This window comes from Nocardia sp. NPDC057353 (assembly GCF_042667085.1).
Classification (GTDB): domain Bacteria; phylum Actinomycetota; class Actinomycetes; order Mycobacteriales; family Mycobacteriaceae; genus Nocardia.
This window is the reverse complement of the sequence record NZ_JBHVAK010000015.1, coordinates 91022-113027: the sequence shown is the minus strand read 5'-3', so window position 1 is coordinate 113027 and position 22006 is coordinate 91022. Positions and strand designations below refer to the sequence as shown.

Here is a 22006-nt window from a genome sequence, read left to right as displayed (position 1 = left end):
GGCCGGGTTCGATGTCGAACCCGGCCCGCTCCCTGTGTTCTCCGGCTGTCAGCAGGTGACCGGCGCCGCTTCCCCGTTGAAGCGGGACTCGACGTAGCTCCACGCCTCGCCGAAGCCCGCCACCGCGGTGGTCATGTGCTCGGCGATGTCGTAGGGCGCGAACTTGAGCGGGGTGCCCGCGGCGCACCAGCGGTTCGCCGTCCGCTCCAGCGGCTCGAAGGCGGTGAGCTGGTCGTACCGGCCCTGCCACAGCATGATCGGCGCGGTCGGCGTGCCCGGGTACTCCACCAGGCTGTTCTCGTGCAGCACCGCGCGCGCCTCCGGCGAGTCCATGAGCGCCTTGCTGGCGGCCATCTGGTCCGCGCTCCGGTACGCGCCGTGGAAGAGCAGGAAGCGGCGGCAGGCGTCGTGCGTGAACTCGCGGAACCACAGCCCGTTCGGGTTCAGCTGGTCGCTGATCGGCAGCCGGTCCGGGTACTCGCGCTCCAGCCCCATGGCGGCGGCGAAGGCGAGGCCGAAGCCGATGTGCGGCTCGAAGCCGAGCGAGAGCGCCATCTGCTCCAGGTCGGCGGGGACACCGCCCGCGGCGACCGCGGTCAGCTCCAGCTCCGGCGCGTAGCTGGGCTGCATGGCGGCGGCCCAGGCGGTGGCCATGCCGCCGCCGGAGTACCCGGCCAGCGCGACCTTGGAGTCGGCCAGCCCGAGCTCGGTCGCCTTCTGCACCGCGCGCACGCTGTCCAGCGTCATCTGGCCGCCCAGCTTGGCGGCGCCGTAGGCGACGTGCGGGCCGAGGTAGTCCGGCATGCTGATCGCCCAGCCCTTGCCGATCGGCAGCATGGCGCCCGGCGCGTCCTGCAGTTCACCGTTGAAGAGCGAGCGCGACGGGTTGCACCTGGTGCCGAGCGAGTTGATCAGCGCCTGGTAGGAGACGAGCGGCGGGTTCTTGACGCCGATCGGCAGCAGCACCGTGGTCATGCCCATGACCGGCTGGTCCGACGAGTTGGTGGAGCGGAACGCCACCTGGTGGATGTCGGTGCCGACGTACATGCCGGAGTCGATCTTCCTGGTGCGCACCACGTCGCCGGGGGCGTAGTCGGCGAGGTTCGCGGGCGCGTGGAAGAAGGGATCGGGATCCGGGGTCGGAAACAGCGGCTGCGCCTGTGCGGGCGCCGCGATCGAACCGGCCGAGAACAGGCTCAGCAGGACGATCAGAATTCTGGTTCGAACTCTGGGCACGGTCTTCCTTCGATCTGCGGATGAAGCACGGTGAACGGGCGCACAGTATCGGACTTCGAGAATGATCTTCCACCCGTGCCCGCAATGGCAGGACGGTTCACAAACACGGTCGTTCACGTTTTGGCTGTCTCACACCGGGGAACGCATATGCGCCGGTCAAGTGCGGTCATCCGCCTTCAGATGCCGGGTGCGGCGATCCTCGGGAACGGCATCTCGGCCTCCACCAGGTAGGCCAGCTGCAGCAGCACCCGCTCCGCGCCGCGCACCCCGGCGAACTGCACGCCGAGCGGGACGCCCGACGGGGCGAGCCCGGCGGGCACCGAGATCGCGGGGGAGCCGGTGATGTTGTTCAGCGGGGTGAAACCGACGTAGACGCGCAGCCGGTCGAGCAACTCGTCGAACGGGACGGTGGGGGCCAGGTGCCCGAGCGGCGGCGTGGCGTGGCCGAGGGTCGGAATGAGCACCGCGTCGTACCCCGCCATCTGGGTTTCGTAAGTGTGGTTGGCGCGGGCCAGGGTGCGCAGCGCGCCGGGGGTGCGCCACACCTCGCGGTAGAACTTCCGGCGCAGCCCCCTGGTCAGCCCGTCCAGTCGGGACCGGTCGAAGTGCCGGTCGGCCAGCTTCCCGGTGTCCGCGACCACCGCCGCGAGCATCGCCCAGTAGTGCAGGAACGCCGTCTCGACGGCCTGGACGAAGGGCAGCGAGAGCTCCCCCACGTGGTGGCCGTGCGAGCTCAGCAGCTCCGCCACCCGGTGCACCGATTCGCGCACCGCGGGGTCGGCCACCGGCCCGGCCGCCGACTCCAGCAGCACCGCGACCCGCAGCGGCCGGTCCGGCGGGCCCTCGACCGCGCCGATCGGCGGGAGCGCGCGGTTCGGGTGCCTGCGCTCGATGGCGGCGGCGAAGGCGGCGGTGTCGCGCACGGTCCTGGTGAGCACCCCCTCGCTCACGATGTTCAGCGGGAGCATCCTGGCCAGCCGGGAGTCGGCGTGCCTGCCCCGGCTCGGCTTGAGCCCGACCAGCCCGGTGCTCGCCGCCGGGATCCGGATCGAGCCGCCCCCGTCGTTGCCGTGCGCGAAGGGGACGACGCCCGCCGCCACCAGCGCGGCGGCCCCGCCGGAGGAGCCGCCCGCCGAGTGCGCCGGATTCCACGGGTTGCGGGTCGGCGCGGCGTACTCCGGCTCGGTGCTGGCGTTGAAGCCGAACTCCGGCATCGCGCTCTTGCCGAGGACGACGGCGCCGGTGCTCAGGAACTCGCGGACGTAGGTGTCGGTGCCGCGCGCCGGGCGCGCGGTGAAGGCCACCGTCCCCTGGTTGCTGGGCATGCCTTCGATGTCGGAGTTGTCCTTGACGAAGGTCGGGACCCCGGCGAAGACGCCGTCCGCCCGCACGGGAAAGACCGGGTCGGCGTAGCGGGCGTGCGCCACCGCGGCCAGCTCCGCGACCGCCGCCGCCCGGCGCGCGGCCGCGGCGGCCAATTCACCGGGAGATCGCTCGCCGCGGCGCACCAGCTCGGCGAGCGCGAGGGCGTCGTGGTCGCCGAGCGCGTCGTCGGTGAAGGCGTGGATCCGGGCGGTGGCAGGGGGGTGAGCTTCGGTGGTCACCCGACCGAATGTAGAAGATCCGGCGAGAACCGGGTTTCCCATGCAGGGTAGGAAAGGCTACCCTCTCCCGCGTTGCTCGACAGATCGAGGAAAAGCATGACTACCCGCCCGCAGGCGACGTTGCCGCTGACATCGGCGCAGCGCGAGGTGTGGTTCGCCCAGCAGCTGCTCGGGAGCCTCCCCCTCACGATCACCCAGTACGTCGACGTGCACGGGCCGCTCGACCGCGCGGCCTACGCGCGTGCCGCTCGCCACACCGCCCGGGAGTTCGGCTCCTACCTGCGGTTCGGCCGCGATGCCGACGGCACGCCGTGGCAGCGGCTGGACTACGAGCAGTACGACGAGGTCGACTTCCACGACTTCGGCGCCGCGCCCGACCCGTTCGCCGCCGCGCTCGCCTGGATGCGCGCCGACCAGCGCCGCCCGCTCGACATCACGGCCGAGGAGGCGTCCTGGTCGTCGATCCTGCGGCTCGGCCCGGAGCGGCACCTGGTCTACACCCGGGTGCACCACCTGGTGCTGGACGGCTTCGGCGCGATGACCGTCGCCCGTAGGCACGCCGAGCTCTACGGCGTGCTGGTGGCGGGCGGAGCCCTGCCCGAGCCGGAGCCGGGCTCGCCGCAGGTGCTGCTGGACGCCGACCGGAGCTACCGGGAGTCCGCGCGCTTCCGGACCGACCGGAAGTACTGGACCGAACACGCCACCGGTTTGCCCGAACCGGTCAGTTTGGCGAACCGCCCCGGTGAGCTCGCGCCCTGGTCGGTCGTGGTCGGCGCCGACCTCGACCCGGAGCGGGTCGCGGCGCTGGCGGCAGCGGGGGCGGGGGCGGGCAGCGCCGCGGTGCTGATCGGCGCGTTCGCCGGGTACCTGGGGCGGAGCACCGGCGGCGCGGAGGTCTCGCTGAGCCTGCCGGTCACCGGGCGCACCACCGCCGTGCTGCGCAAGGCGGCGGGGCTGGTGAGCAATGTGGTGCCGCTGCGGATCGCGGTGCCGGACTCGGCCACCACCGCCGACCTGGTGGCGGCGGTCCGCGCCGAGGTGGGCGGGGCGCTGCGGCACCAGCGGTACCGGGGCGAGGACATCGAGCGGGACCGCGGCACCGTCGGCACCGGGTTCGGGCCCGCGGTCAACATCATGAACTTCCACTCCACCGTCGAGCTGGGGCAGGCGCGCGGCACGCTGCACCTGCTCACCACCGGGCCGGTGCCCGACCTCACGCTGAACATCTATCCGGGTTCGGCGGACGGGCTGCGGGTCGAGTTCGAGGGCAACCCGAACCGCTACACCGAACCGGAGCTCGGCGCGCACCACGCCCGCTTCCTGCGGCTGCTCGCGCACCTCACCGACGACCCGGCCGCCACGCTCGGCGGCTTCGACCCGCTCGACGCCGCCGAGCGGGCGGCGCTCGTGCCGTGGCGGGGGCCTGCCGCGGTACAGGCGCGACCGCTGGCCGAGATCATCGCGGCGGCGGTGCGGCGGGCGCCGGAGCGGACCGCGGTGGTGCACGAGGAGCGGCGCTGGAGTTACCCGGAGTTCGACGCCCGCACCGATCGCATCGCGCGCGAGCTGATCGCGGCCGGGGTCGGGCCGGAGACCAGGGTGGTGACGCTGCTGGAGCGCTCCGCGGAGTCGGTCGCCGCGGTGTGGGCGGTCACCAAGGCGGGCGGCGCCTTCGTCCCGGTGGACCCGGGGTACCCGGAGGAGCGGATCGCCTACGTCCTCGCGGACAGCCAGGCCGCGCTCGCGCTCACCACCGCTGAGCACGCGGACCGCCTGCCTGCCCAGATGCCGCGCATCCTGCTGGACGGCGCACTCGACCGGGACGAGTGGCCCGGTGCGCCCGCGGCGGATTCGGGGCAGCGCTCCGGCGCGCTCGCCGGCGGCCCGGAGCCGCGCTCCGGCGCGCATACCGCGGACTCGGGCCTGCCCGGCGCACCGCCGGAGGCGGGCGGCGCACGGGCGGTCGCCGGGGCGGACCCCGGCCCCATCACCGACGCCGAGCGCACCGCGGCGCTGCGCCCGGAGCACCCGGCGTACCTCATCTACACGTCCGGATCGACCGGCCGCCCGAAGGGCGTCGTGGTCACCCACGGCGGCCTGGCCAACCTGGCCGCGGAGCGGCACGACCGCTACGCCCTGCGCCCGGGCGCGATCGCACTGCACCACGCCTCGCCCGGCTTCGACATGGCGGTCGGCGAGCAGCTCTGCGCGCTGGCGGGCGGCGCGACCCTGGTGGTGGCCTCCCGCTTCACCGTCGCGGGCCCCGACCTCGCCGCGCTGCTGCGCCGCGAGCGGGTCAGCAACGCGATCATCACCCCGGCCGTGCTCGCCACCCTCGACCCCGCCGAGCTCCCCGACCTGAAGGTGCTCGGCGTCGGCGGCGAGGCCATCCGGGCCGACCTGGTGAACGCCTGGGCCCCCGGCCGCGCCATGCGCAACGGCTACGGCCCCACCGAGGCCACCGACATCGCCACCATCGGCGAGCTGGTCGAGGGGCGCCCGGTGACGATCGGCGCCCCGCTGCGCGGCTTCCACGCCCTGGTGCTGGACGCCGCGCTGCGCCCGGTGCCGCCCGGCGTGCTCGGCGAGCTGTACATCGGCGGCCCGGCGCTGGCCCGCGGCTACCACGGCCGCCCCGCGCTCACCGCGGGCCGCTTCGTCGCCGACCCGTACGGCCCGCCCGGCGGCAGGCTCTACCGCACCGGCGACCTGGTCACCGTCACCGACCTCGACGGCGAGCCCGCGCTGCTCTACCACGGCAGGAGCGACTTCCAGATCAAGGTGCGCGGGCACCGGATCGAGCCGGGCGAGGTGGAGACCGCGCTCACCGCGCTGCCCGGCATCGGCCGCGCCGCCGTCACCGCGCACACCGACCCGCGCACCGGCACCCACCTGGTCGCCTACCTGGTGCCCGCCGCGGGCGAGCGGATCGAGCTCGCCGCGGTCCGCGCCGAGCTGGCCCGCGCGCTCCCCGCCTACCTGCGCCCCGCCGCCTACGTGATCCTGGAGAGCCTCCCGCTCACCACCAACGGCAAGCTCGACGCTCGCAGGCTGCCCGCCCCGACCTTCGGCCGCGCCGAGTTCCGCGCCCCCGCGGGCCCGGCCGAGCAGCGGGTGGCCGAGGTCTTCGCCGAGGTCTTCGAGACTGAGCGCCGGATCGGCGCGGACGACGACTTCTTCGCGCTCGGCGGCACCTCGCTCTCCGCCACCAGGGTCGCCGCCCGGCTCCGGGTCCCGGTCCGCGCGGTCTTCGACACCCCGACCGTGGCCGGGCTGGCGCCGCTGCTCGGCACCGATTCCGGCGGCCAGGAGCCGGTGGCGGGCGAGCGGCCCGAGGTGATCCCGCCCGCGCCCGCGCAGCTGCGGCTCTGGCTGCTCAACCAGCTGCTCCCGGACTCGGCGGCCTACCACCTCCCGGTCGCGGTCCGGCTGGACGGCCCGCTGGCGCCGCCCGCGCTGGCCGCCGCGGTGCGCGCGGTGCTCACCAGGCACGAGGTGCTGCGCACGGTCTACCCCGAGTCCGGCTCGGGAGCCAGGCAGCAGGTGCTCCCGGTCTCGGCGGTGCTCGCCGGGCTCGATCTGGAGCCGCGTGCGGCCGCGGGCGATCTGCAGGCCGAGCTGACCGCGCTGGCCGCCGAACCCTTCGATGTCGCGGTGGACCCGCCGGTCCGGCTGCGGCTGTTCCGGATCGCGCCGGAGCAGCACGTGCTCGCCCTGGTCGCGCACCACATCGCGGCCGACGGCTGGTCGCTGGGCCCGCTCGTCGCCGACCTGACCGCCGCCTACGCCGCGGCGCACGCGGGCGAGCGGGTCGAACTCCCCGCGCTGCCGCTGCAGTACGCGGACTACACGCTGTGGCAACTGGAGCGGCTCGGCGACCCGGCCGACCCGGACTCCCGCGCGGCGAAGCAGCTGGACTACTGGCGCGCGGAGCTCACCGACGTGCCGGACAGCCTCCCGCTGCCCACCCGGGTGGCGGAGGAGCGCGCGGGCGACGGCGCCGCGGTCGAGATCCCGCTCGACGTCCCGGCGGGCGGCATCGCCGACGGCACCCCGTTCATGATCGCCTTCGCCGCCTACGCGGTGCTGCTGCACCGGCTCTCCGGCAAGGACGACCTGGTGATCGGCACCCCGGTGGCGGGGCGCGGCCACCCGGCGCTGGACGCGCTGGTCGGCATGTTCGTCAACACCGTCCCGCTGCGCACGCGGATCGACCCGGCGGCCACCTTCGGCGAGCTGGTCGCGGCGGTGCGCGCCACCGCGCTGGACGCCTTCGAGCAGGCCGACGTCCCCTTCGACCGGATCGTGCAGGCCGTCCATGCCCCCCGGCTGGACGGCGGGCACCCGCTGCTGCGCACCGTCTTCTCCTACGAGAACCTGCCCGCCCCGCCGCCGCTCGGCCTGGCCGGGCTGCGGGTCGAGGTGCTGGAGGTGCCGCAGCCGACGGCGCAGTTCGACTTGACGCTCACGGTCAGGGAGAACCCGCCGCGCGCGGTCTTCCGGTACGACACCGCGGTCTTCGACCGGGACAGCGTGGAGGGGTTCGCCGAGGGGTACCGCGCGGTGCTGGCCGCCGCCCTCGTCGACCCGGCCGCGCCGGTCGGCGTGCTGGCCGAGGCCGGTGGCGAGGCGGTGGCCGACCCGGCGACCGCGCGCAGCGCGCACGCCGCCCGCGCCGCTCGCGAGGTCGCGCCCATGACCGCGCGCGAGCAGGCCATCGCCGCGGTCTTCGCCGAGGTGCTCGAGCTGGACGAGGTCGGCCCCGAGGACGACTTCTTCGAGCTCGGCGGCACCTCGCTGCTGGTCTTCACGCTGCGCACCGCGCTCGCCGACCGGCTCGGGCTGCGGGTGGCGCCGCGCGCGCTCTTCGCCAGGGCCACCGTGCGGGCGCTGGCCGCGGCGAGCGAGGCCGACGACCCGGTCGCCTACGCCGCCCGGCTCGCCGCGGACGCCGCGCTCGCCGACGACCTCGACGCGAGCCGGCTGGAACCGGCGGACCCGACCGGGCCGCTGCTGCTCACCGGCGGCACCGGCTTCCTCGGCAGCCACCTGCTCCGCGAGCTGCTCGACCACACCGACCGCCCGATCCACTGCCTGGTCAGGGCCGCCGACCCGGAGGAGGGGCTGCGCAGGCTGCGCCGGTCGCTGGAGCGCTACGAACTGGCGCACGACGACCTCGCGGACCGCGTCACCGCGCTCCCCGGCGACCTGGCCCGGCCCCGGCTCGGGCTGGACGAGGCGGACTTCGCCGCGCTCGCCGGGCAGCTCTCGGCGATCGTGCACAACGGCGCGCTCGTCAACCACCTGGCGACCTACGAGCAACTGCGCACCGCGAACGTCGGCGGCACCCGCGAGCTGCTCCGGCTGGCGAGCACCGCGCGCGCGGTGCCGGTGCACCTGGTCAGCACCCTTGACGCGGTGCTCGGCGCGGACCGGAGCGGGGTGGTCACCGAGCGGAGCGAGCTGGCCGCGGACGAGGTGAACCGGCACGGGTACGTGGCGAGCAAGTGGGTGGCCGAGCAGCTGGTCCGGCGCGCGGGCGAGCGCGGCCTCCCGGTCGCGGTGTACCGGCCGGGGCTGGTCGGCGCCTCCGCCCGCACCGGGCTGATTGCGGCCGACGACTCGCTCTGGACCATGGTCAGGGCCGCCGCGCTGCTCGGGATCGCGCCCGCGGTACCGCCGGGGGCCGCGGTCTCGCTGGCGCCGGTGGACTACGTGGCGCGCGCGCTCGCCGCGCTGGTCACCGGGGGTGTGCCCGCCGGGGAGCGGTACCACCTGGTGAACACCGAGCCGACCCCGGTCGCGGAGATCCTGCACGGCCTGGAGCGGTTGGGGTACGCGCTGCGCACCGTCACCCCGGACGAGGCGCAGCAGGTACTCGCGGCCCGGCTGGCCGCGGGCGGGGCCCCAGGGGACGACCTGGCCAGGGCCGCGCTGCTGGTCGGGAACTACGCCGACCTGGACTCCGGCGTCGGCGACCTGGTGCTCGACGACACCGCGACCCGGCGCGCGCTGGCGGACACCGGCATCACCTGCCCGGCGGTGGACGCCGCGGTGATCGACCGGTGCCTGCTGCGCTTCCGGGAGGCGGGGCTGCTGCCGCAGCCGAGCCCGGCCGCGGGGTGAGGCGGGGTCAGCCCTCGGCCACCGGCTCCCTGGCCATCACATCGTCCCACCAGGAGGTGAGCGGGCTGGGGTCCGGCCAGACGACCGCGGTCGCGGGCTCCTCGCCGTCGGGAAGCTGCTGGTAGTCGGGGAGCGGTGCGGGGCGGATCATGACAGGTTTCCTCCGGAGTCTCGCCGGTGCGCCGGTGCCGGGCAGAGCTCACGAGAGGCGCCCAGACAGTGGCGCGCGCACGAATCGAAACTGGCAGTGATGCAATAGTATTCGTTTTTTCCCTTTCCGACATGGCAATCGGGTAAAGATCACGTTGCACAAGAGGCTTTTCGACACCGATCGAAAGCATTTGTGCAACAGCAAATTCCGATGCACGTGCATCGCTGTGAAGTCCGCGGTGTTGCCATGAGGTTTCCGGCCGCCGTTCATGGCTAGGCTTTCCCCATGCGGTTACACCGGGCCCGCCGCCTGACGCGGCCGATGGGCATGGCGAGCAGCCTCGACGAGTGGTTGGTGGAGCGCAGCGCCGAGGTCAGGCCGAGCCCGGCCGACCGCGCGCTCCGGCTCCTCTCGACCAGCGCGAACCACAACCGGCTCTGGCTGGTGGCGGGCACGCTCATGCTGCTGGCGGGCAATCGGCCGGTGCGCAGGGCGGGCGCCCGCGGGCTGCTCGCCGTCGCGCTGGCCAGCGGCACCGCCAACGGCGTCGCGAAGCCGCTGTTCCCGCGGCGCAGGCCGCCGGACGAGTCGGTGCCGTTCGTGCGCAGGCTGGTCAAGCCGCCGGTCTCCTCGTCCTTCCCGTCCGGGCACTCGGCCTCCGCGGCCGCCTTCACCGCCGGGGTCGCGCTGGAGTGCCCGCCCGCCGCGGCGGTGGTGGCGCCGGTCGCGGTGGCGGTCGCCTACTCCCGGGTCCACATCGGGGTGCACTGGCCCTCCGACGTGGTGGCCGGGGCCGCGCTCGGGGCCGGGATCGCCTGGGCGACGCACCGCTGGTGGGCGGTGCGCGCCGATGAACCCGCCATGCTCGGCCCGGCCGAGTACGTCGACCCGGTGCCCGCGGGGCGCGGGCTGCTGCTGGTGGTGAACCCGCACTCGGGCAGCGGCGCGGGCGCCCACTACGCGGCCGAGCTGCGCGGGTTGCTGCCCGAGGCGACGGTGGTCGAGCTGCACCCCGACCGCGACCTGGTCACCGACCTGGAGGACGGGATCGCGGCGGGCGGGATCACCGCGCTCGGGGTGAGCGGCGGCGACGGCACCGTCTCGTGCGTGGCGGGGGTCGCGGTGCGGCACCGGCTGCCGCTGGCGGTCTTCCCCGGCGGCACGCTGAACCACTTCGCCAGGGACGCCGGGGTGGAGGACGCCGAGCGCACCGTCGCCGCGCTGAACGCGGGCGAGGTGGTGCGCGCCGACACCGCCAGGGTCGACCTGGACGGCGCGGGCCACCGCGACTTCGTCAACACCGCCAGCCTGGGCGGGTACCCGGACTTCGTGCGCATCCGCGAGGAGTGGGAGCGCAGGCTCGGCAAGTGGCCCGCGGCCGCGCTCGCCATGATCCGGGTGCTGCTGCGCGCGCGGCCGGTGCACGCCGAGGTGGACGGCGAACCGAACGCGCTGTGGATGCTCTTCGTCGGCAACGGGCGCTACCACCCGGCGCACCAGGTGCCGATGTCGCGGCCGGAGATGTACCGCGGCACGCTCGACGTGCGCTACCTCCGCGCCGACGTGCCGTTCTCGCGCACCAGGCTGGTCTGGGCCACGCTCACCGGCACGCTGGAGCACTCGCCCACCTACGTGCGGCGCGAGGTGCACCGGGTCGCGGTCCGGGTGACCGGCCCCGAGGTCTCGCTCGCCACCGACGGCGAGGTGGACAGCCGCGGGCGGGACTTCGTCTTCCGCAGCAACTCGGGGGCGCTGCCGCTGTTCCGCGCGGCGTCCGACGGGCCGGGGCCCGGCTGAGTCAGGCCGGGTAGCACTGCATCTCGGTCGCCTTGACCGCGGCCCAGAGGCAGGTGCCAGGCCGGATGCGCAGTTCGGCGACGGCCGCCGCGGTGACGTCGGCGAGCACCGGGGGCGCGCCGTCCAGCCGCACCCGGGTGCTGTGCGCGTGCTGCTCCACCCCCGCGACCGTCACCGGCCAGGTGTTGCGCGCGCTGCCCGCAGGGCGCTCCGGGTGCAGCGCGACCGCGCTCGGCGCGAACGAGACGAAGACCTCGCCCCGTTCCGGTTCGGCGAGCGTGAACCGGCCCGGTTCAGGAGTTTCGTGCGCGTTGCCGATGCTCGGGCTTCCCGCCGGTGCGGTGCTGCCTGCCTGCTTCTCCGCGGCCGTGACGTGGCCGGGCGGCATCTCCCCACCGCTGCCTGCCACCAGCACCTCGGTGCCGGTGGCGACCCCGCGATAGAGGTTCAGGCCGACGAGTTCGGCGACGTAGTCCGAGCGCGGGCGGCGGGCGACCTCGGCGGGCGGGCCCTGCTGCACGACCCGGCCGTGCTCCAGGATGACCAGCCGGTCGGCGAGCATCATGGCGTCCAGCGGGTCGTGCGTCACCAGCACGGTGTGCCCGGGGTAGGCGCCGAGGTGCCGGGCCAGGTCGGCGCGGACCCGCACCCTGGTCCCCGCGTCCAGGGCGGCCAGCGGCTCGTCCAGCAGCAGGACCTCGGGGTCGGTGGCGAGCGCCCTGGCCAGCGCCACCCGCTGCGCCTGGCCGCCGGAGAGCGCCCGCGGCCTGCGGTCGGCCAGCTCGGCGAGGCCGACCGCGGCCAGCCGGGCGGCGGCCCTCGCCCGCGCCTCGGCGCGGGGCACCCCGCGCGCCCGCGGGCCGAAGGCCACGTTCTCCAGCGCGCTGAGGTGCGCGAAGAGCAGGTAGTCCTGGAAGACGACGCCGACCGCGCGCTGCTCCGGCGGCACGAAGACCTTCGGCGGCAGGTCCCACTCCCGCGCGCCGAGCCGGACCGCGCCTGCGTCGAGCGGGGTGAGCCCGGCCAGCGCGCGCAGCGCCGTCGTCTTGCCCGCCCCGTTCGGCCCGAGCAGCGCCACCACCTCGCCCGGCGCGACCTCGAGGTCGAGGTCCAGCCGGAATCGCTCGCGCTCGACTCCGAGCCGGGCCCGCAGCGTCACAGCGCCCCCCGGATCCAGCGCTCGCGCAGGGCGACCAGCACCGTCACCGAGACCGCGAGCAGGACGAGGCTGAGCACGATGGCGGCGGCGGGATCGGTCTCCAGCGCCAGGTAGACGGCGAGCGGCATGGTCGTCGTCGTCCCGGGGAAGTTGCCCGCGAAGGTGATGGTCGCGCCGAACTCGCCGAGCGCCCGCGCCCAGCAGAGCACCGCCCCGGCGACCACGCCGGGCAGCACCGCGGGCAGCGTCACCCGGCGGAAGGTGTACCAGCGCGAGGCCCCGAGCGTGGCCGCCGCCTCCTCGTACCTCGGGTCGGCCGAGCGCAGTGCCCCCTCCACCGCGATCACCAGGAACGGCAGCGCCACGAAGGCCTCGGCCAGCACCACGGCGGCCGTGGTGAACGGCAGGCTCACGCCGAACCAGGCATCCAGGTACTGCCCGAGCAGCCCGCGCCTGCCGAAGACGAGCAGCAGCGCCACCCCGCCGACCACCGGCGGCAGCACCAGCGGCACCGTGACCAGCGCCCGCAGCAGCCCGCGGAACGGCAGCTCACCGCGGGCCAGCAGCCAGGCCAGCGGCACCCCGAGCACCAGGCAGATCCCGGTGGCCAGCGTCGCGCTCACCAGCGAGAGCCGCAGCGCGGTGGCCACCTCGGGGCTCGCCAGCCGGGCGGGCAGCTCCCGCCACGGCGTCCGCACCAGCAGCCCGGCCACCGGGATCAGCAGGAAGGCCAGCCCGGCGAGCCCGGGGATCAGCAGCAGCGGCGGCCGCCGGGCGCGGACCCGGCGCCTCACCGCTCCGGAACCTCCACCACCACGTGCGTCGACTTCACCGAGGCCACCGCCACCTTCCCGACCTCGAGGCCGAGGTCGTCGACGGACTCCGCGCTGAGCAGCGAGACCACCCGGAACGGCCCGGCCTGCAGCTCGACCTGCGCCATCACCGTGTCCTTGACGATCCGGGTGACGATGCCGCGGAAGCGGTTGCGGGCCGAGGCGGCGACGGTGACGCCCGGCTCCGGCGCGTCGGCGGTGGCGCGCAGGAACTCGGCGAGCTCGCGGCCGTCGATGCCCTTGCGGCCGTTCGGCAGCTGCACCGCGGTCAGCCGGCCCTGCTCGATCCAGCGGCGCACGGTGTCGTCGCTCACGCCGAGCAGCTCGGCCGCCTCACTGATCCGCAGATTCGACACGGATCGGATGATACCGCCGCGGGTGCGTCCCCGGCGTACTCGCTACTGTGGAGAGCGGCGTCCGTGCGCAGGTCACGGGCCGGAACGGAAAGTGGGTCGGCCCGGTGGGGTTCGTGTTCGTCGTCGTCGGGCTGCTGGTGCTCGCGCTCTTCGCCGTCCTGCACCGGTACCTCTGGAAGCGGCTGGTGCGCGACACCACCGACGCGGGTTCGGTGCCGCGCCGCCTCGGCTCGGTGCTCTTCGTGGTCGCGCCGCTGCTCACGCTCGCGACCTTCGTCGGCGCCCGCTCCGGGCTCCCGATCGGCGTCGTCCGCGTCATCGCCTGGCCCGGGTACCTCTGGGCCGTCCTCTTCCTCTACCTGCTGCTCGCGGTCCTGGTCGGCGAGGTCCTGCGCCCGCTCCTGCTCCGCATCGCCTCTCGGAGAACCCGGACTCCGGACGCCGATGCGGCCGCGCCGGCCGACTCGGCGGCACCTGGGACGGTTGCCGTGGCTCCCGCCCCGGTCGCCGAGTCCGCGGCGACCGACCTGACCCGCCGCAGGCTGATCGCCCAGGCGCTGGCGGGCGCTGGCGTCGCCGCCGCGGTGGCGACCGTCGGGCTCGGCACCTACGGCGTGCTGCGCGGCCCCCGGGTACTCGAGGTCGAGGTGCCGCTGGCGAAGCTCCCGCCCGACGCCTCCGGCTTCCGGCTCGCCGTGGTCAGCGACACCCACATCGGCCCGGCCCTGGCCGCGGGCTTCGCCCGCACCGTGGTGGACACGGTGAACGCGACGAACCCGGACGCCATCGTCGTGGTCGGCGACCTGGTCGACGGCGACGTCGCCGACCTGCGCCCGGACATCGCCCCCTTCGCCGACCTGCGCGCCCCGCACGGCGTCTTCTTCGTCACCGGCAACCACGAGTACATCTCCGGCGCCCAGCAGTGGGTCGAGTACCTCCCCGAGGTCGGCATGCGGGTGCTGTTCAACGAGCGCGTCGCGCTGCCCGGCTTCGACCTGGCCGGGGTCAACGACCTCGCGGGCGAGGACGAGGGCAACGGCCCCGACCTGGACAAGGCGCTGGCGGGCCGGGACGAGACGCGCCCGGTGGTGCTCCTGGCGCACCAGCCCGCCTTCATCGAGGAGGCCAGGGCGCGCGGCGTCGACCTGCAGATCTCCGGCCACACCCACGGCGGCCAGGTCTTCCCCGGCAACCTGCTGGCCCGGCTCGCCAACCCCACCCTGGCCGGGCTGGAGCGCTACGACGACACCCAGCTCTACGTCACCCGCGGCGCTGGCGCGTGGGGCCCGCCGGTCCGCACCGCGGCCCCCTCCGACGTCACCGTGCTCACCCTGACCAGCGCCTGAGCTACAGCACCACGCAGAGCGTGTGCAGCGGCGGCCGCCCCGCCGCCCGCCACAGCGCCTCGCACTCGGCGAGCAGGTGCCCGAGCACCGTCCCGTCCTCGGCGCCCGCCCGCCCGGCGACCGGCTGCCCGGCGAGCAGGTCGTGCACCCGCCCGTCCCTGACGTCGACGCCGAGCAGCGCGATCCCGGCCAGCGCGAACGGCACCGTCGGCACCCGGCTGATCCGGCCGCGCGCGGCCCGCTTGCGGCCATCGCCCGCGGCGGTGTGCTGCGCTACCAGCGCGCTCTCCCGGATCTCCGGCACCGAGAGCACCTGCCCGCCCGGGTAGCGCAGCCCGTCCGCGGCGAGCAGCACCGCCCGGTGCTCCGGCCGCAGCGACACCCCGAGCGCGCGCTCCAGCCTGCTCAGCCGCTCCGGCGTGGCGGGCGGCCCGGCGTGCACCGGCGCCTCCGGGTCGGCGATCCGGCCGAGCGCGGTCATGACCGCGATGATCCGGTCCACCGGCGGCGGGTCCAGGTGCACGTCGCGGCCCCACGGCCCGTGCTCCGGCCCCCACATGAGCCGGTCCACCCGCTCGGTGAACTCGCGCAGCCGGTGCCGCAGCAGCGCGGCCAGGTCGGGGTGCAGCACCGGGCGGCGGGCGCGGAGTTCGAAGGCGGCGCCCGCGGGGGTGAGGTAGATGTGCTGGTTGTAGCCGTCCTCGGCGCAGTCGCCGACCGGGGTGTGCGCGGCGGGGTCGGGGTCGATGCCGAGCGCGGCCGGGAAGCGGCCCGCGCTCTCGGCGAAGTACTCGGCGAGCACAGCGGCGGCGCGGTCGTGCCGCGGCCCCGCCCCGAGTTCGGCGGTGCCGAGCAGCGCGGCGCCGTCGGCGTAGCCGTCCCAGCCGTCCGCGGTGGCGAGCAGTGCGCGGTGCCCGGGGTGCAGCGGCCTGCCGAGCCGCCGCTCGGCGGCGGCGAGTTCGGATTCGGTGGCGCCCGGCCGCGGCGGGGTGTCCGGCGCGGGTGCGCCGTCGATCTCCGCGCGTCGGCGCGCCTGTTCGGTGAAGGCTTCCAGCACGGCGTGCCAGGTGTTCGGTTCCGCCATCGCGACGACCCTCCAGCTCGGTCCACGGTGTCGAAACACCACGTACCCGATGGTAGCTGAGTAATTGCTACCGCTCGGGAATTCTCGAGTCCGGGGCCGATGTCGATGAGGTCGACCCCGGCGCTGGGCGGCGGGCTCGGGGCAAATTGTGACCCAGGTCACGGAATGAAGAGTTGCCTGGTCGGGCCGGTGTGGCGCGGGCGGCGGCGCGGGGCCCTTGTTTGATCACCGTCGAACACGGGTATCGGCTGTTTTCGTCGGGTCCTTCGAATTCGCACGGGCGAAGGGCGGGATGAAAGGGAGGCCCGAGCCGCGGGCTGGGAAGGATACGATCGTGACCGACAGCAATCCACAGGCAACGGGAACGCCGGACCGGGGGACGCTCAAGCGCTCCATCGCCGCCTCCGCCATGGGCAATGCCACCGAGTGGTTCGACTACGGCGTCTACGCCGCGACCGCCACCTACCTCGCCGACGCGTTCTTCCCCGGCGAGCTGGGGACGCTCGGCGTCATGCTCGGCTTCGCCATCTCCTTCGTGCTGCGCCCGCTCGGCGGCATGGTCTGGGGCCCGCTCGGCGACCGGATCGGCCGCAAGGCGGTGCTGGCCACCACGATCCTGCTGATGGCCGCGGCGACCGGCGCCATCGGCATCCTGCCGACGCACGCCCAGGTCGGCGTGTTGGCGCCGATCCTGCTGATTCTGCTGCGCGTGGTGCAGGGCTTCTCCACCGGCGGCGAGTACGGCGGCGCCGCCACCTACATGGCCGAGTGCGCGGGCGACCGCAAGCGCGGCTTCTACGGCAGCTTTCTGGAGTTCGGCACGCTCGGCGGCTTCGTCGGCGGCTCCGCGGTGGTGCTCGCCTGTCAGCTGGTGCTCGGCACCGACGCCATGCACGACTGGGGCTGGCGCATCCCGTTCCTGATCGCGCTCCCGCTCGGCGCCATCGGCTGGTACCTGCGCTCGCGGCTGAACGAGTCGCCGGTGTTCGAGGAGGTCGCCGCGGCGAAGACGAAGCGGCCGCCGACCGGGCTGCGCGAGGTGATCGTCACCTACCGGCGCGAAACCCTCACGCTGATCGGCCTGGTCGTCGCGCTCAACGTGGTCAACTACACGCTGCTCACCTACCAGCCGACCTACCTGCAGAACACCGTCGGCGTGGCGGAGTCGACCACCACCGCCATGATGCTGATCGGCCAGCTGGTGATGATGCTGGCCATCCCGTTCTTCGGCGCGCTCTCCGACCGGGTCGGGCGGCGCCCCATGTGGCTGTTCTCGCTGATCGGGCTGATCGTCTTCGCGCTGCCGATGTACTGGCTGATGGGGCAGGGCATCGGCTGGGCGGTGCTCGGCTTCGTGGTGCTCGGGCTGCTGTACCTGCCGCAGCTCGCCACCATCAGCTCGACCTTCCCGGCGATCTTCCCGACGCACGTGCGCTACGCGGGCTTCGCCTTCGGCTACAACGTCTCCACCGCGCTCTTCGGCGGCACCGCGCCGCTGGTGAACGAGGCCGCCATCGAGGGCACCGGCTGGTCGCTCTTCCCGGCCGCCTACATGATGGGCGCCAGCGTGATCGGGCTGATCGCCTGGTTCTACCTGCGCGAGACGGCAGGCACCTCGCTGCGCGGCACCGAGGTGCCGGACGCCGCCACCGACGAGCAGTTCGCGGTGGCGAAGGCCTAGCCCGCCGAGCCGGTCCGCGGCGGCGCGGGGATCAGCCGCCACGGGCCGCAGTTGATGGTCAGGAAGGCGACGTCGGTGGCCTTGATCTCCGCGCGCACCGGCGTCTTCCTGGTGAAGTCGTTGCCGATGATGTGGTTCATGTCGAAGAGGTCGCCCTCGATCGTGTGCAGCCTGCGCCAGTCGCAGCCGTAGCGCTGGTCCGGGGTGCCCGGCGCCTCGTACCACCCCGGCTGGATCTCCGCGCCGACCAGGTACAGGCCGTCCACCGGGATGACGGTCGCGGGCTGGGCGGCGGCGGTGCCCGCGCCGACCAGGCTCGCGGCGGACAGGAGGGCTCCGGCGACGAGCGCCGCTGTGGTGCGCATACCCGTCAGATGTACCAGAGCTGTCAGGTATGAAAGGCTGATTTCGAGATTCGTCGCACATCAGACCGGCCAATGTATGGTACGAAAGTGGTCCGTGGGTGTGGTGTGACGAATGGGAAGGGAGGGGCGTCCGCCCCGGGCGCCGACCGCACATGAAGCCGAGCATTCTGCGAAGCACGACCCGTACCGCCCTGGCTCCGCTGCTCCTCACCGCGGCGGTCTTCGCGCCCGCCCCGGCCGCGCAGGCGCAGCCCGCGCCGGAGCGCGAGCTCGCGGGCCGCACCGTCTTCCTCGACCCCGGCCACCAGGGCAGCGGGCACAGCGAGGACCTCGACCGACCGGTGGACAACGGCCGCGGCGGCACCAAGCCCTGCCAGACCACCGGGACGACCACGGTGAACGGCGTGCCGGAGCACACCGTGAACTGGGCGGTCAGCCAGCTGGTCAAGTCGTCGCTGGAGAGCCTGGGGGCGCGGGTCGTGCTGAGCCGCGCCGACGACACCGGCTGGGGCGGCTGCGTCGACGAGCGCGCCGCCGCGGCCAACAGCTCCGGTGCCGCGCTCGCGGTGAGCATCCACGCCGACGGCGCCGCCGCCGACCAGCGCGGTTTCCACCTCATCGTGCCGCAGCTGCCGATCCCCGACCCGGCGGCCGATCGGGCGCAGTCCGGCGCCGGGCGCGCGGCGAGCACCACCATGCGCGATGCCTACGTGCGCGCCGGGTTCTCGCCCGCCACCTACGGCGGCACCGTGAACGGCCTGCAGACCAGGGCGGACATCGCCGGGCCCGCGCTCACCCGGGTGCCCGCGGTCTTCGTCGAGATGGGCAACGGGGCCAACCCCGAGGACGCCGCCGTGCTGGAGAGCGCCGAGGGGCAGCTGCAGCACGCCATCGCCATCACCACCGGCATCGCCGGGTACCTGCTCGGCCTCTCGCCCGGCAACGGTCAGCCCACCGACCCCGCCCGCACCGAAACCACCCCCGACGCCGCCGCTCCCGGCGATACCGCACCGGGGTCGGTTCCGCCGGCCGGAACCTCCACCCAGCCCCCGACCGGAACGGCCAGGACCCCATCCCTCCCGCGCGCCCGTGGCGTCGACCCGTGGGACTCCGCGCCCCCCGGCCCGGCCGAAGGCCCGATCGCCCAGGTCCTCGAGCTGCTCCGCCCGCTGGCGACCGCGCTCGGCCTGGACGAGCTGGACATCACCACCGGCCTGATCGACCTCGCGTACCGCCTGGCGGGGGCACTGATCAAACCCGCGAACTGAGCCGCCGCACCCTTCACTAGGGTGGTCGGAATGGCGGAGCGGATTCCCGTGCTGATCGTGGCCGGCTTCCTCGGATCGGGCAAGACCACCCTGCTGAACCACCTGCTGCGCGCGGCGGGCGACACCAGAATCGGCGTGGTGGTCAACGACTTCGGCGCGGTGAACATCGACGCTATGCTGGTCGCGGGCCAGGTCGACGCCATGGTCTCGCTCGGCAACGGCTGCGTGTGCTGCGCCGTCGACCTCGGCGAGCTGGACGAGATGTTCACCCGGCTCACCGAATCCAGGCACGCCGTCGACGTCATCGTGGTCGAGGCCAGCGGCCTCGCCGAGCCGCGCAACCTGGTGCGCATGGTGATCGGCAGCGCGAATGCGCGCATCCGCTACGGCGGGCTGGTCGAGGTCGTCGACGCCGAGCAGTTCCCGGCGACCAGCGCCAGGCACCCCGAGCTCCTGACCCACCTGCGCCTCGCGGACCTGGTGGTGCTCAACAAGATCGACCGTGCCCCGGACGCCGACGCGGTGCGCGCCCGGATCGCCGAGACCGTCGGCCAGGTCCCGATCCACGCCACCACGCACGGCCGGGTCGCGCCGGGGCTGCTCTTCGACGAGCCGGTCCGGCGCCCGCAGGACGGCCCCGAGCAGCTCAGCTTCGACGCGCTGCTCGCCGAGCCCTGCGCCGACCTCCCGCACACCCACCTGCACGACGAGTACCGCAGCATCGCCTTCCACAGCGAGCGCCCGCTGGACCCGCGCGCCCTCGTCGCCTTCCTGGAGGACCCGCCGGACGGGCTCTTCCGGGCCAAGGGCGTCGCCGCCGTCGCGGTGGCGGGGGAGCGCCGCAAGTGGACCTTCCACCTGGTCGGCAGGCACGTCGCGGTCGAGCCGGTCCCGTGGACCCGCGGCGAGCACCGCGCGACCGACATCGTCCTGATCGGCACCGGCCTGGACGAGGCCGCGCTGCGCGCCCGGCTCGCCACCACCGAGCACACCGGCGAGCCGCTCGGCGAGGAGGCGCTGCTCGGGCTCTGGCGCTACACCCCGGAGCCGGTCTGATCCTGGCGCGTTCGGTCTGCGGCTGTCGCGTTCGGTGCTGGTGGCCCGGCGACACGCCGACAAGACTCGACGGCGGGACCGCCGCGCCGGACCCGCGCACATCCGGCTCGTTCGCGGCGGTCGATTCGGCGTCCAATGCTGCGGGCGTCGTGTCGTGCGACCGATGGGAGAGCTTCGTGCAGACTTGCGAGAGCGCCACCGCCTACGTGATCGCCGCGCTGGAGGCGAAGGGGACCGCCACCCGCGACGACTTCGACGTGACGGCCATCGTGACCTCGGTGCAGAGCGTGATCGACAGCTGGGACTTCGAGATCCTGGAGCCGCAGTCGTTCTGGCGGATCGCGGCGAGCTACCTCAGGGTGTGAGCGGGGTATGCGCCCGATGCGCCGCCGACCAGCGCCGCGCCGCCCGGCGCATGGACGCCGCGTCCGAGTAGCCGAGCAGCTCCGCCTGCCGCGACCGGTTCACCGGCCCCACCGCGACCGCCCGGCGCAGCCGCGCCTCGCGGGCCCGGTCCAATTCGCGCCGCCAGGTGGTGCCCGCGTCGGCGAGCCTGCGCTGCAGGGTGCGCGGGCTCAGCGCCAGCGCGCGGGCGACCCGCTCCAGCGAGACGTCGCCCTCGTCCATGGCGCGCTCCAGCGCCGCCGCCACCCGGCGCGGCCAGACGGCGCGCAGCGGGGGCGGCGGGGGTAGCGCGTCGGCCAGCGGGCGCAGCACCGCCGCCAGCGCCGGGTCGGCGGTGGCGAGCGGGAGCTCCATGTCGGCGGCGCGGAAGGTGATGCCGTCGTAGGCGGCGCCGAACTCCACCGCGCCGGTGCCGAAGGCCTCCTGGTACACGGCCTGCCTGGTCGGCGCCTGCTGCCGCAGCCCGACCTTCACCGGCGTGATCGGCCCGCGCACCGCGCGCCGGGCCCTGGTGAGCGAGGCGATCAGCCCCCAGAGCTGGGTGAGGTCACGGCCGGGGCCCTCGCCGTCGAGCATGTCCAGGTAGAGCGTGACCTCGCGCTCGTTGTCGGCGAGCAGGTGGAACCGGTGGTTGGTGGTGACCGCGGTGACGTACGGGTCCGATGTCGCCAACCCGGCGCCGAGCGTCGGCGCGGAGGAGAACAGGTAGTCGTAGAGCCCGAGGCTGCTGAGCTGGAAGTTGCCGCCGACCCGCAGCGCGACGTCCGGGTCGTTCAGCGCGTGCGCGGCCACCTCCCACAGCCGGGAGAAGGTCGGGCTCGGCAGGTGTCCGGAGTCGCCGGTCAGCGCCCACTCCGGCAGCCCGGCCTCGCGGGCCAGCTTACGCGGGTCGATACCCGCCGCGGCGAGCTGCGTGATGACGAACCTGTGCAGCAGTACCTGATCCGTGCTCACCCCTGCTCCTCGTCGCCGACCACCCGATCAGCCCATCCTGGCCGATCCCCCCGAGAGAACATCGTCGGATGCCGGGATTCGTTGCCGAGCGGCGACCTATTCCGCCCCCGCCGCCCGAATTCGCCCGTTCCGCCGCGCTCCGGCCCCGCTCACCCGCACGCGTTCACCCACTCCGACATGCCGTCCGCGAAGAGCTGCCGCTTCCAGATCGGCACCTCGAGCTTGATCCGGTCGACCAGCTCCGCGCAGGTGGCGAAGGCCTCGGCGCGGTGCGGGGCGGCCACCGCGACCACGATGGCGCGATCCCCGATCGCCAGCGCGCCGATCCGGTGCTCGGCCGCGACCGGGAGCCCGGAGGCCGCGGCGACCTCCGCGCAGCAGCGGGCAAGGAAGGTCTCGGCCTTCGGGTGCGCCGAGTACTCCAGCGCGGAGACCGCCTGCCCGTGGTCGTGGTTGCGCACCGCGCCGGTGAAGACGACGACGGCGCCGTGCTCCGGGCTGAGCACAGCGGCCTCCACCGCCGCCGGGTCGAGCGGCTGCTCGCTGATCCGGGCCAGGCGGACGTCGCCGGTGGGGGTGGTCATG

At 74.5% G+C, this 22006-nt stretch carries 16 protein-coding genes and 1 pseudogene; 7 read left to right on the top strand and 10 right to left on the bottom strand.

All coding sequences use genetic code 11. The features are described 5' to 3' along the window. Positions 1-48: 48 nt before the first annotated feature. On the bottom strand, positions 49-1236 hold the full coding sequence (locus ACFUUZ_RS10650) for a lipase family protein (RefSeq protein ID WP_378694699.1): 1188 nt from the start codon (positions 1234-1236) through the stop codon (positions 49-51). A gap of 176 nt (positions 1237-1412) precedes the next feature. Then, the gene (locus ACFUUZ_RS10645) at positions 1413-2840 is read right to left on the bottom strand and encodes an amidase (protein WP_378694697.1); all 1428 of its coding nucleotides are present in this window, start codon (positions 2838-2840) and stop codon (positions 1413-1415) included. A 96-nt stretch (positions 2841-2936) separates the two neighbouring features. Here ACFUUZ_RS10645 and ACFUUZ_RS10640 point away from each other — a divergent pair, with 96 nt between their 5' ends. Further along, positions 2937-8966, top strand: coding sequence for an amino acid adenylation domain-containing protein (locus ACFUUZ_RS10640; protein WP_378694696.1), 6030 nt, complete (start codon positions 2937-2939; stop codon positions 8964-8966). Positions 8967-8973: 7 nt separating this feature from the next. Here ACFUUZ_RS10640 and ACFUUZ_RS10635 read toward each other — a convergent pair whose 3' ends face one another. Then, positions 8974-9117: a hypothetical protein gene (locus ACFUUZ_RS10635; protein ID WP_378694694.1), complete on the bottom strand. Its 144-nt coding sequence runs from the start codon at positions 9115-9117 to the stop codon at positions 8974-8976. Positions 9118-9402: 285 nt separating this feature from the next. Here ACFUUZ_RS10635 and ACFUUZ_RS10630 point away from each other — a divergent pair, with 285 nt between their 5' ends. After that, positions 9403-10914: a phosphatase PAP2 family protein gene (locus ACFUUZ_RS10630; protein WP_378694692.1), complete on the top strand. Its 1512-nt coding sequence runs from the start codon at positions 9403-9405 to the stop codon at positions 10912-10914. Between the two features lies 1 nt (position 10915). On the opposite strand, the gene ACFUUZ_RS10625 is transcribed toward ACFUUZ_RS10630, so the two are convergent. The 3 genes and pseudogenes from ACFUUZ_RS10625 to ACFUUZ_RS10615 all read right to left on the bottom strand — a co-directional run. Further along, on the bottom strand, positions 10916-12073 hold the full coding sequence (locus tag ACFUUZ_RS10625) for an ABC transporter ATP-binding protein (protein ID WP_378694690.1): 1158 nt from the start codon (positions 12071-12073) through the stop codon (positions 10916-10918). Beyond that, a complete protein-coding gene (gene modB / locus ACFUUZ_RS10620; RefSeq protein WP_378694688.1) occupies positions 12070-12867 on the bottom strand; it encodes a molybdate ABC transporter permease subunit in 798 nt (265 codons plus the stop codon). Before modB ends, ACFUUZ_RS10625 begins: the two co-directional genes overlap by 4 nt. Then, positions 12864-13280: pseudogene (locus ACFUUZ_RS10615) on the bottom strand (molybdopterin-binding protein); the annotation flags it as partial. The pseudogene ACFUUZ_RS10615 and the gene modB, both read right to left, overlap by 4 nt. 86 nt (positions 13281-13366) lie before the next feature. On the opposite strand from ACFUUZ_RS10615, the gene ACFUUZ_RS10610 reads away from it, so the two are divergent. After that, positions 13367-14608, top strand: coding sequence for a metallophosphoesterase (locus tag ACFUUZ_RS10610; RefSeq protein ID WP_378694686.1), 1242 nt, complete (start codon positions 13367-13369; stop codon positions 14606-14608). A gap of 1 nt (position 14609) precedes the next feature. Here the strand turns inward: ACFUUZ_RS10610 and ACFUUZ_RS10605 are convergent, their stop codons facing one another. Then, positions 14610-15692, bottom strand: a complete 1083-nt coding sequence (locus tag ACFUUZ_RS10605) for a hypothetical protein (RefSeq protein ID WP_378694684.1) — start codon at positions 15690-15692, stop codon at positions 14610-14612. A 409-nt stretch (positions 15693-16101) separates the two neighbouring features. On the opposite strand from ACFUUZ_RS10605, the gene ACFUUZ_RS10600 reads away from it, so the two are divergent. Then, complete coding sequence (locus ACFUUZ_RS10600) at positions 16102-17373, top strand: MFS transporter (RefSeq protein ID WP_378694711.1); 1272 nt, start codon at positions 16102-16104, stop codon at positions 17371-17373. Here ACFUUZ_RS10600 and ACFUUZ_RS10595 read toward each other — a convergent pair. Continuing rightward, positions 17370-17738, bottom strand: coding sequence for a hypothetical protein (locus ACFUUZ_RS10595; protein ID WP_378694683.1), 369 nt, complete (start codon positions 17736-17738; stop codon positions 17370-17372). The two genes, ACFUUZ_RS10600 and ACFUUZ_RS10595, sit on opposite strands and share 4 nt — an antisense overlap. A gap of 152 nt (positions 17739-17890) precedes the next feature. Here ACFUUZ_RS10595 and ACFUUZ_RS10590 point away from each other — a divergent pair, with 152 nt between their 5' ends. The 3 genes from ACFUUZ_RS10590 (at position 17891) to ACFUUZ_RS10580 (ending at position 20427) form a co-directional block, all read left to right on the top strand. Further along, positions 17891-19006, top strand: coding sequence for an N-acetylmuramoyl-L-alanine amidase (locus tag ACFUUZ_RS10590; protein ID WP_378694681.1), 1116 nt, complete (start codon positions 17891-17893; stop codon positions 19004-19006). Between the two features lie 30 nt (positions 19007-19036). Further along, on the top strand, positions 19037-20062 hold the full coding sequence (locus ACFUUZ_RS10585) for a CobW family GTP-binding protein (protein ID WP_378694679.1): 1026 nt from the start codon (positions 19037-19039) through the stop codon (positions 20060-20062). Between the two features lie 176 nt (positions 20063-20238). Continuing rightward, on the top strand, positions 20239-20427 hold the full coding sequence (locus ACFUUZ_RS10580; RefSeq protein ID WP_378694678.1) for a hypothetical protein: 189 nt from the start codon (positions 20239-20241) through the stop codon (positions 20425-20427). Here the strand turns inward: ACFUUZ_RS10580 and ACFUUZ_RS10575 are convergent. Next, entirely contained in the window at positions 20417-21421 is a 1005-nt protein-coding gene (locus tag ACFUUZ_RS10575) for an AraC family transcriptional regulator (RefSeq protein WP_378694676.1), read from the bottom strand. The two genes, ACFUUZ_RS10580 and ACFUUZ_RS10575, sit on opposite strands and share 11 nt — an antisense overlap. A 149-nt stretch (positions 21422-21570) precedes the next feature. Next, positions 21571-22005, bottom strand: a complete 435-nt coding sequence (locus tag ACFUUZ_RS10570) for a molybdenum cofactor biosynthesis protein MoaE (RefSeq protein ID WP_378694674.1) — start codon at positions 22003-22005, stop codon at positions 21571-21573. Between the last annotated feature and the right edge of the window lies 1 nt (position 22006).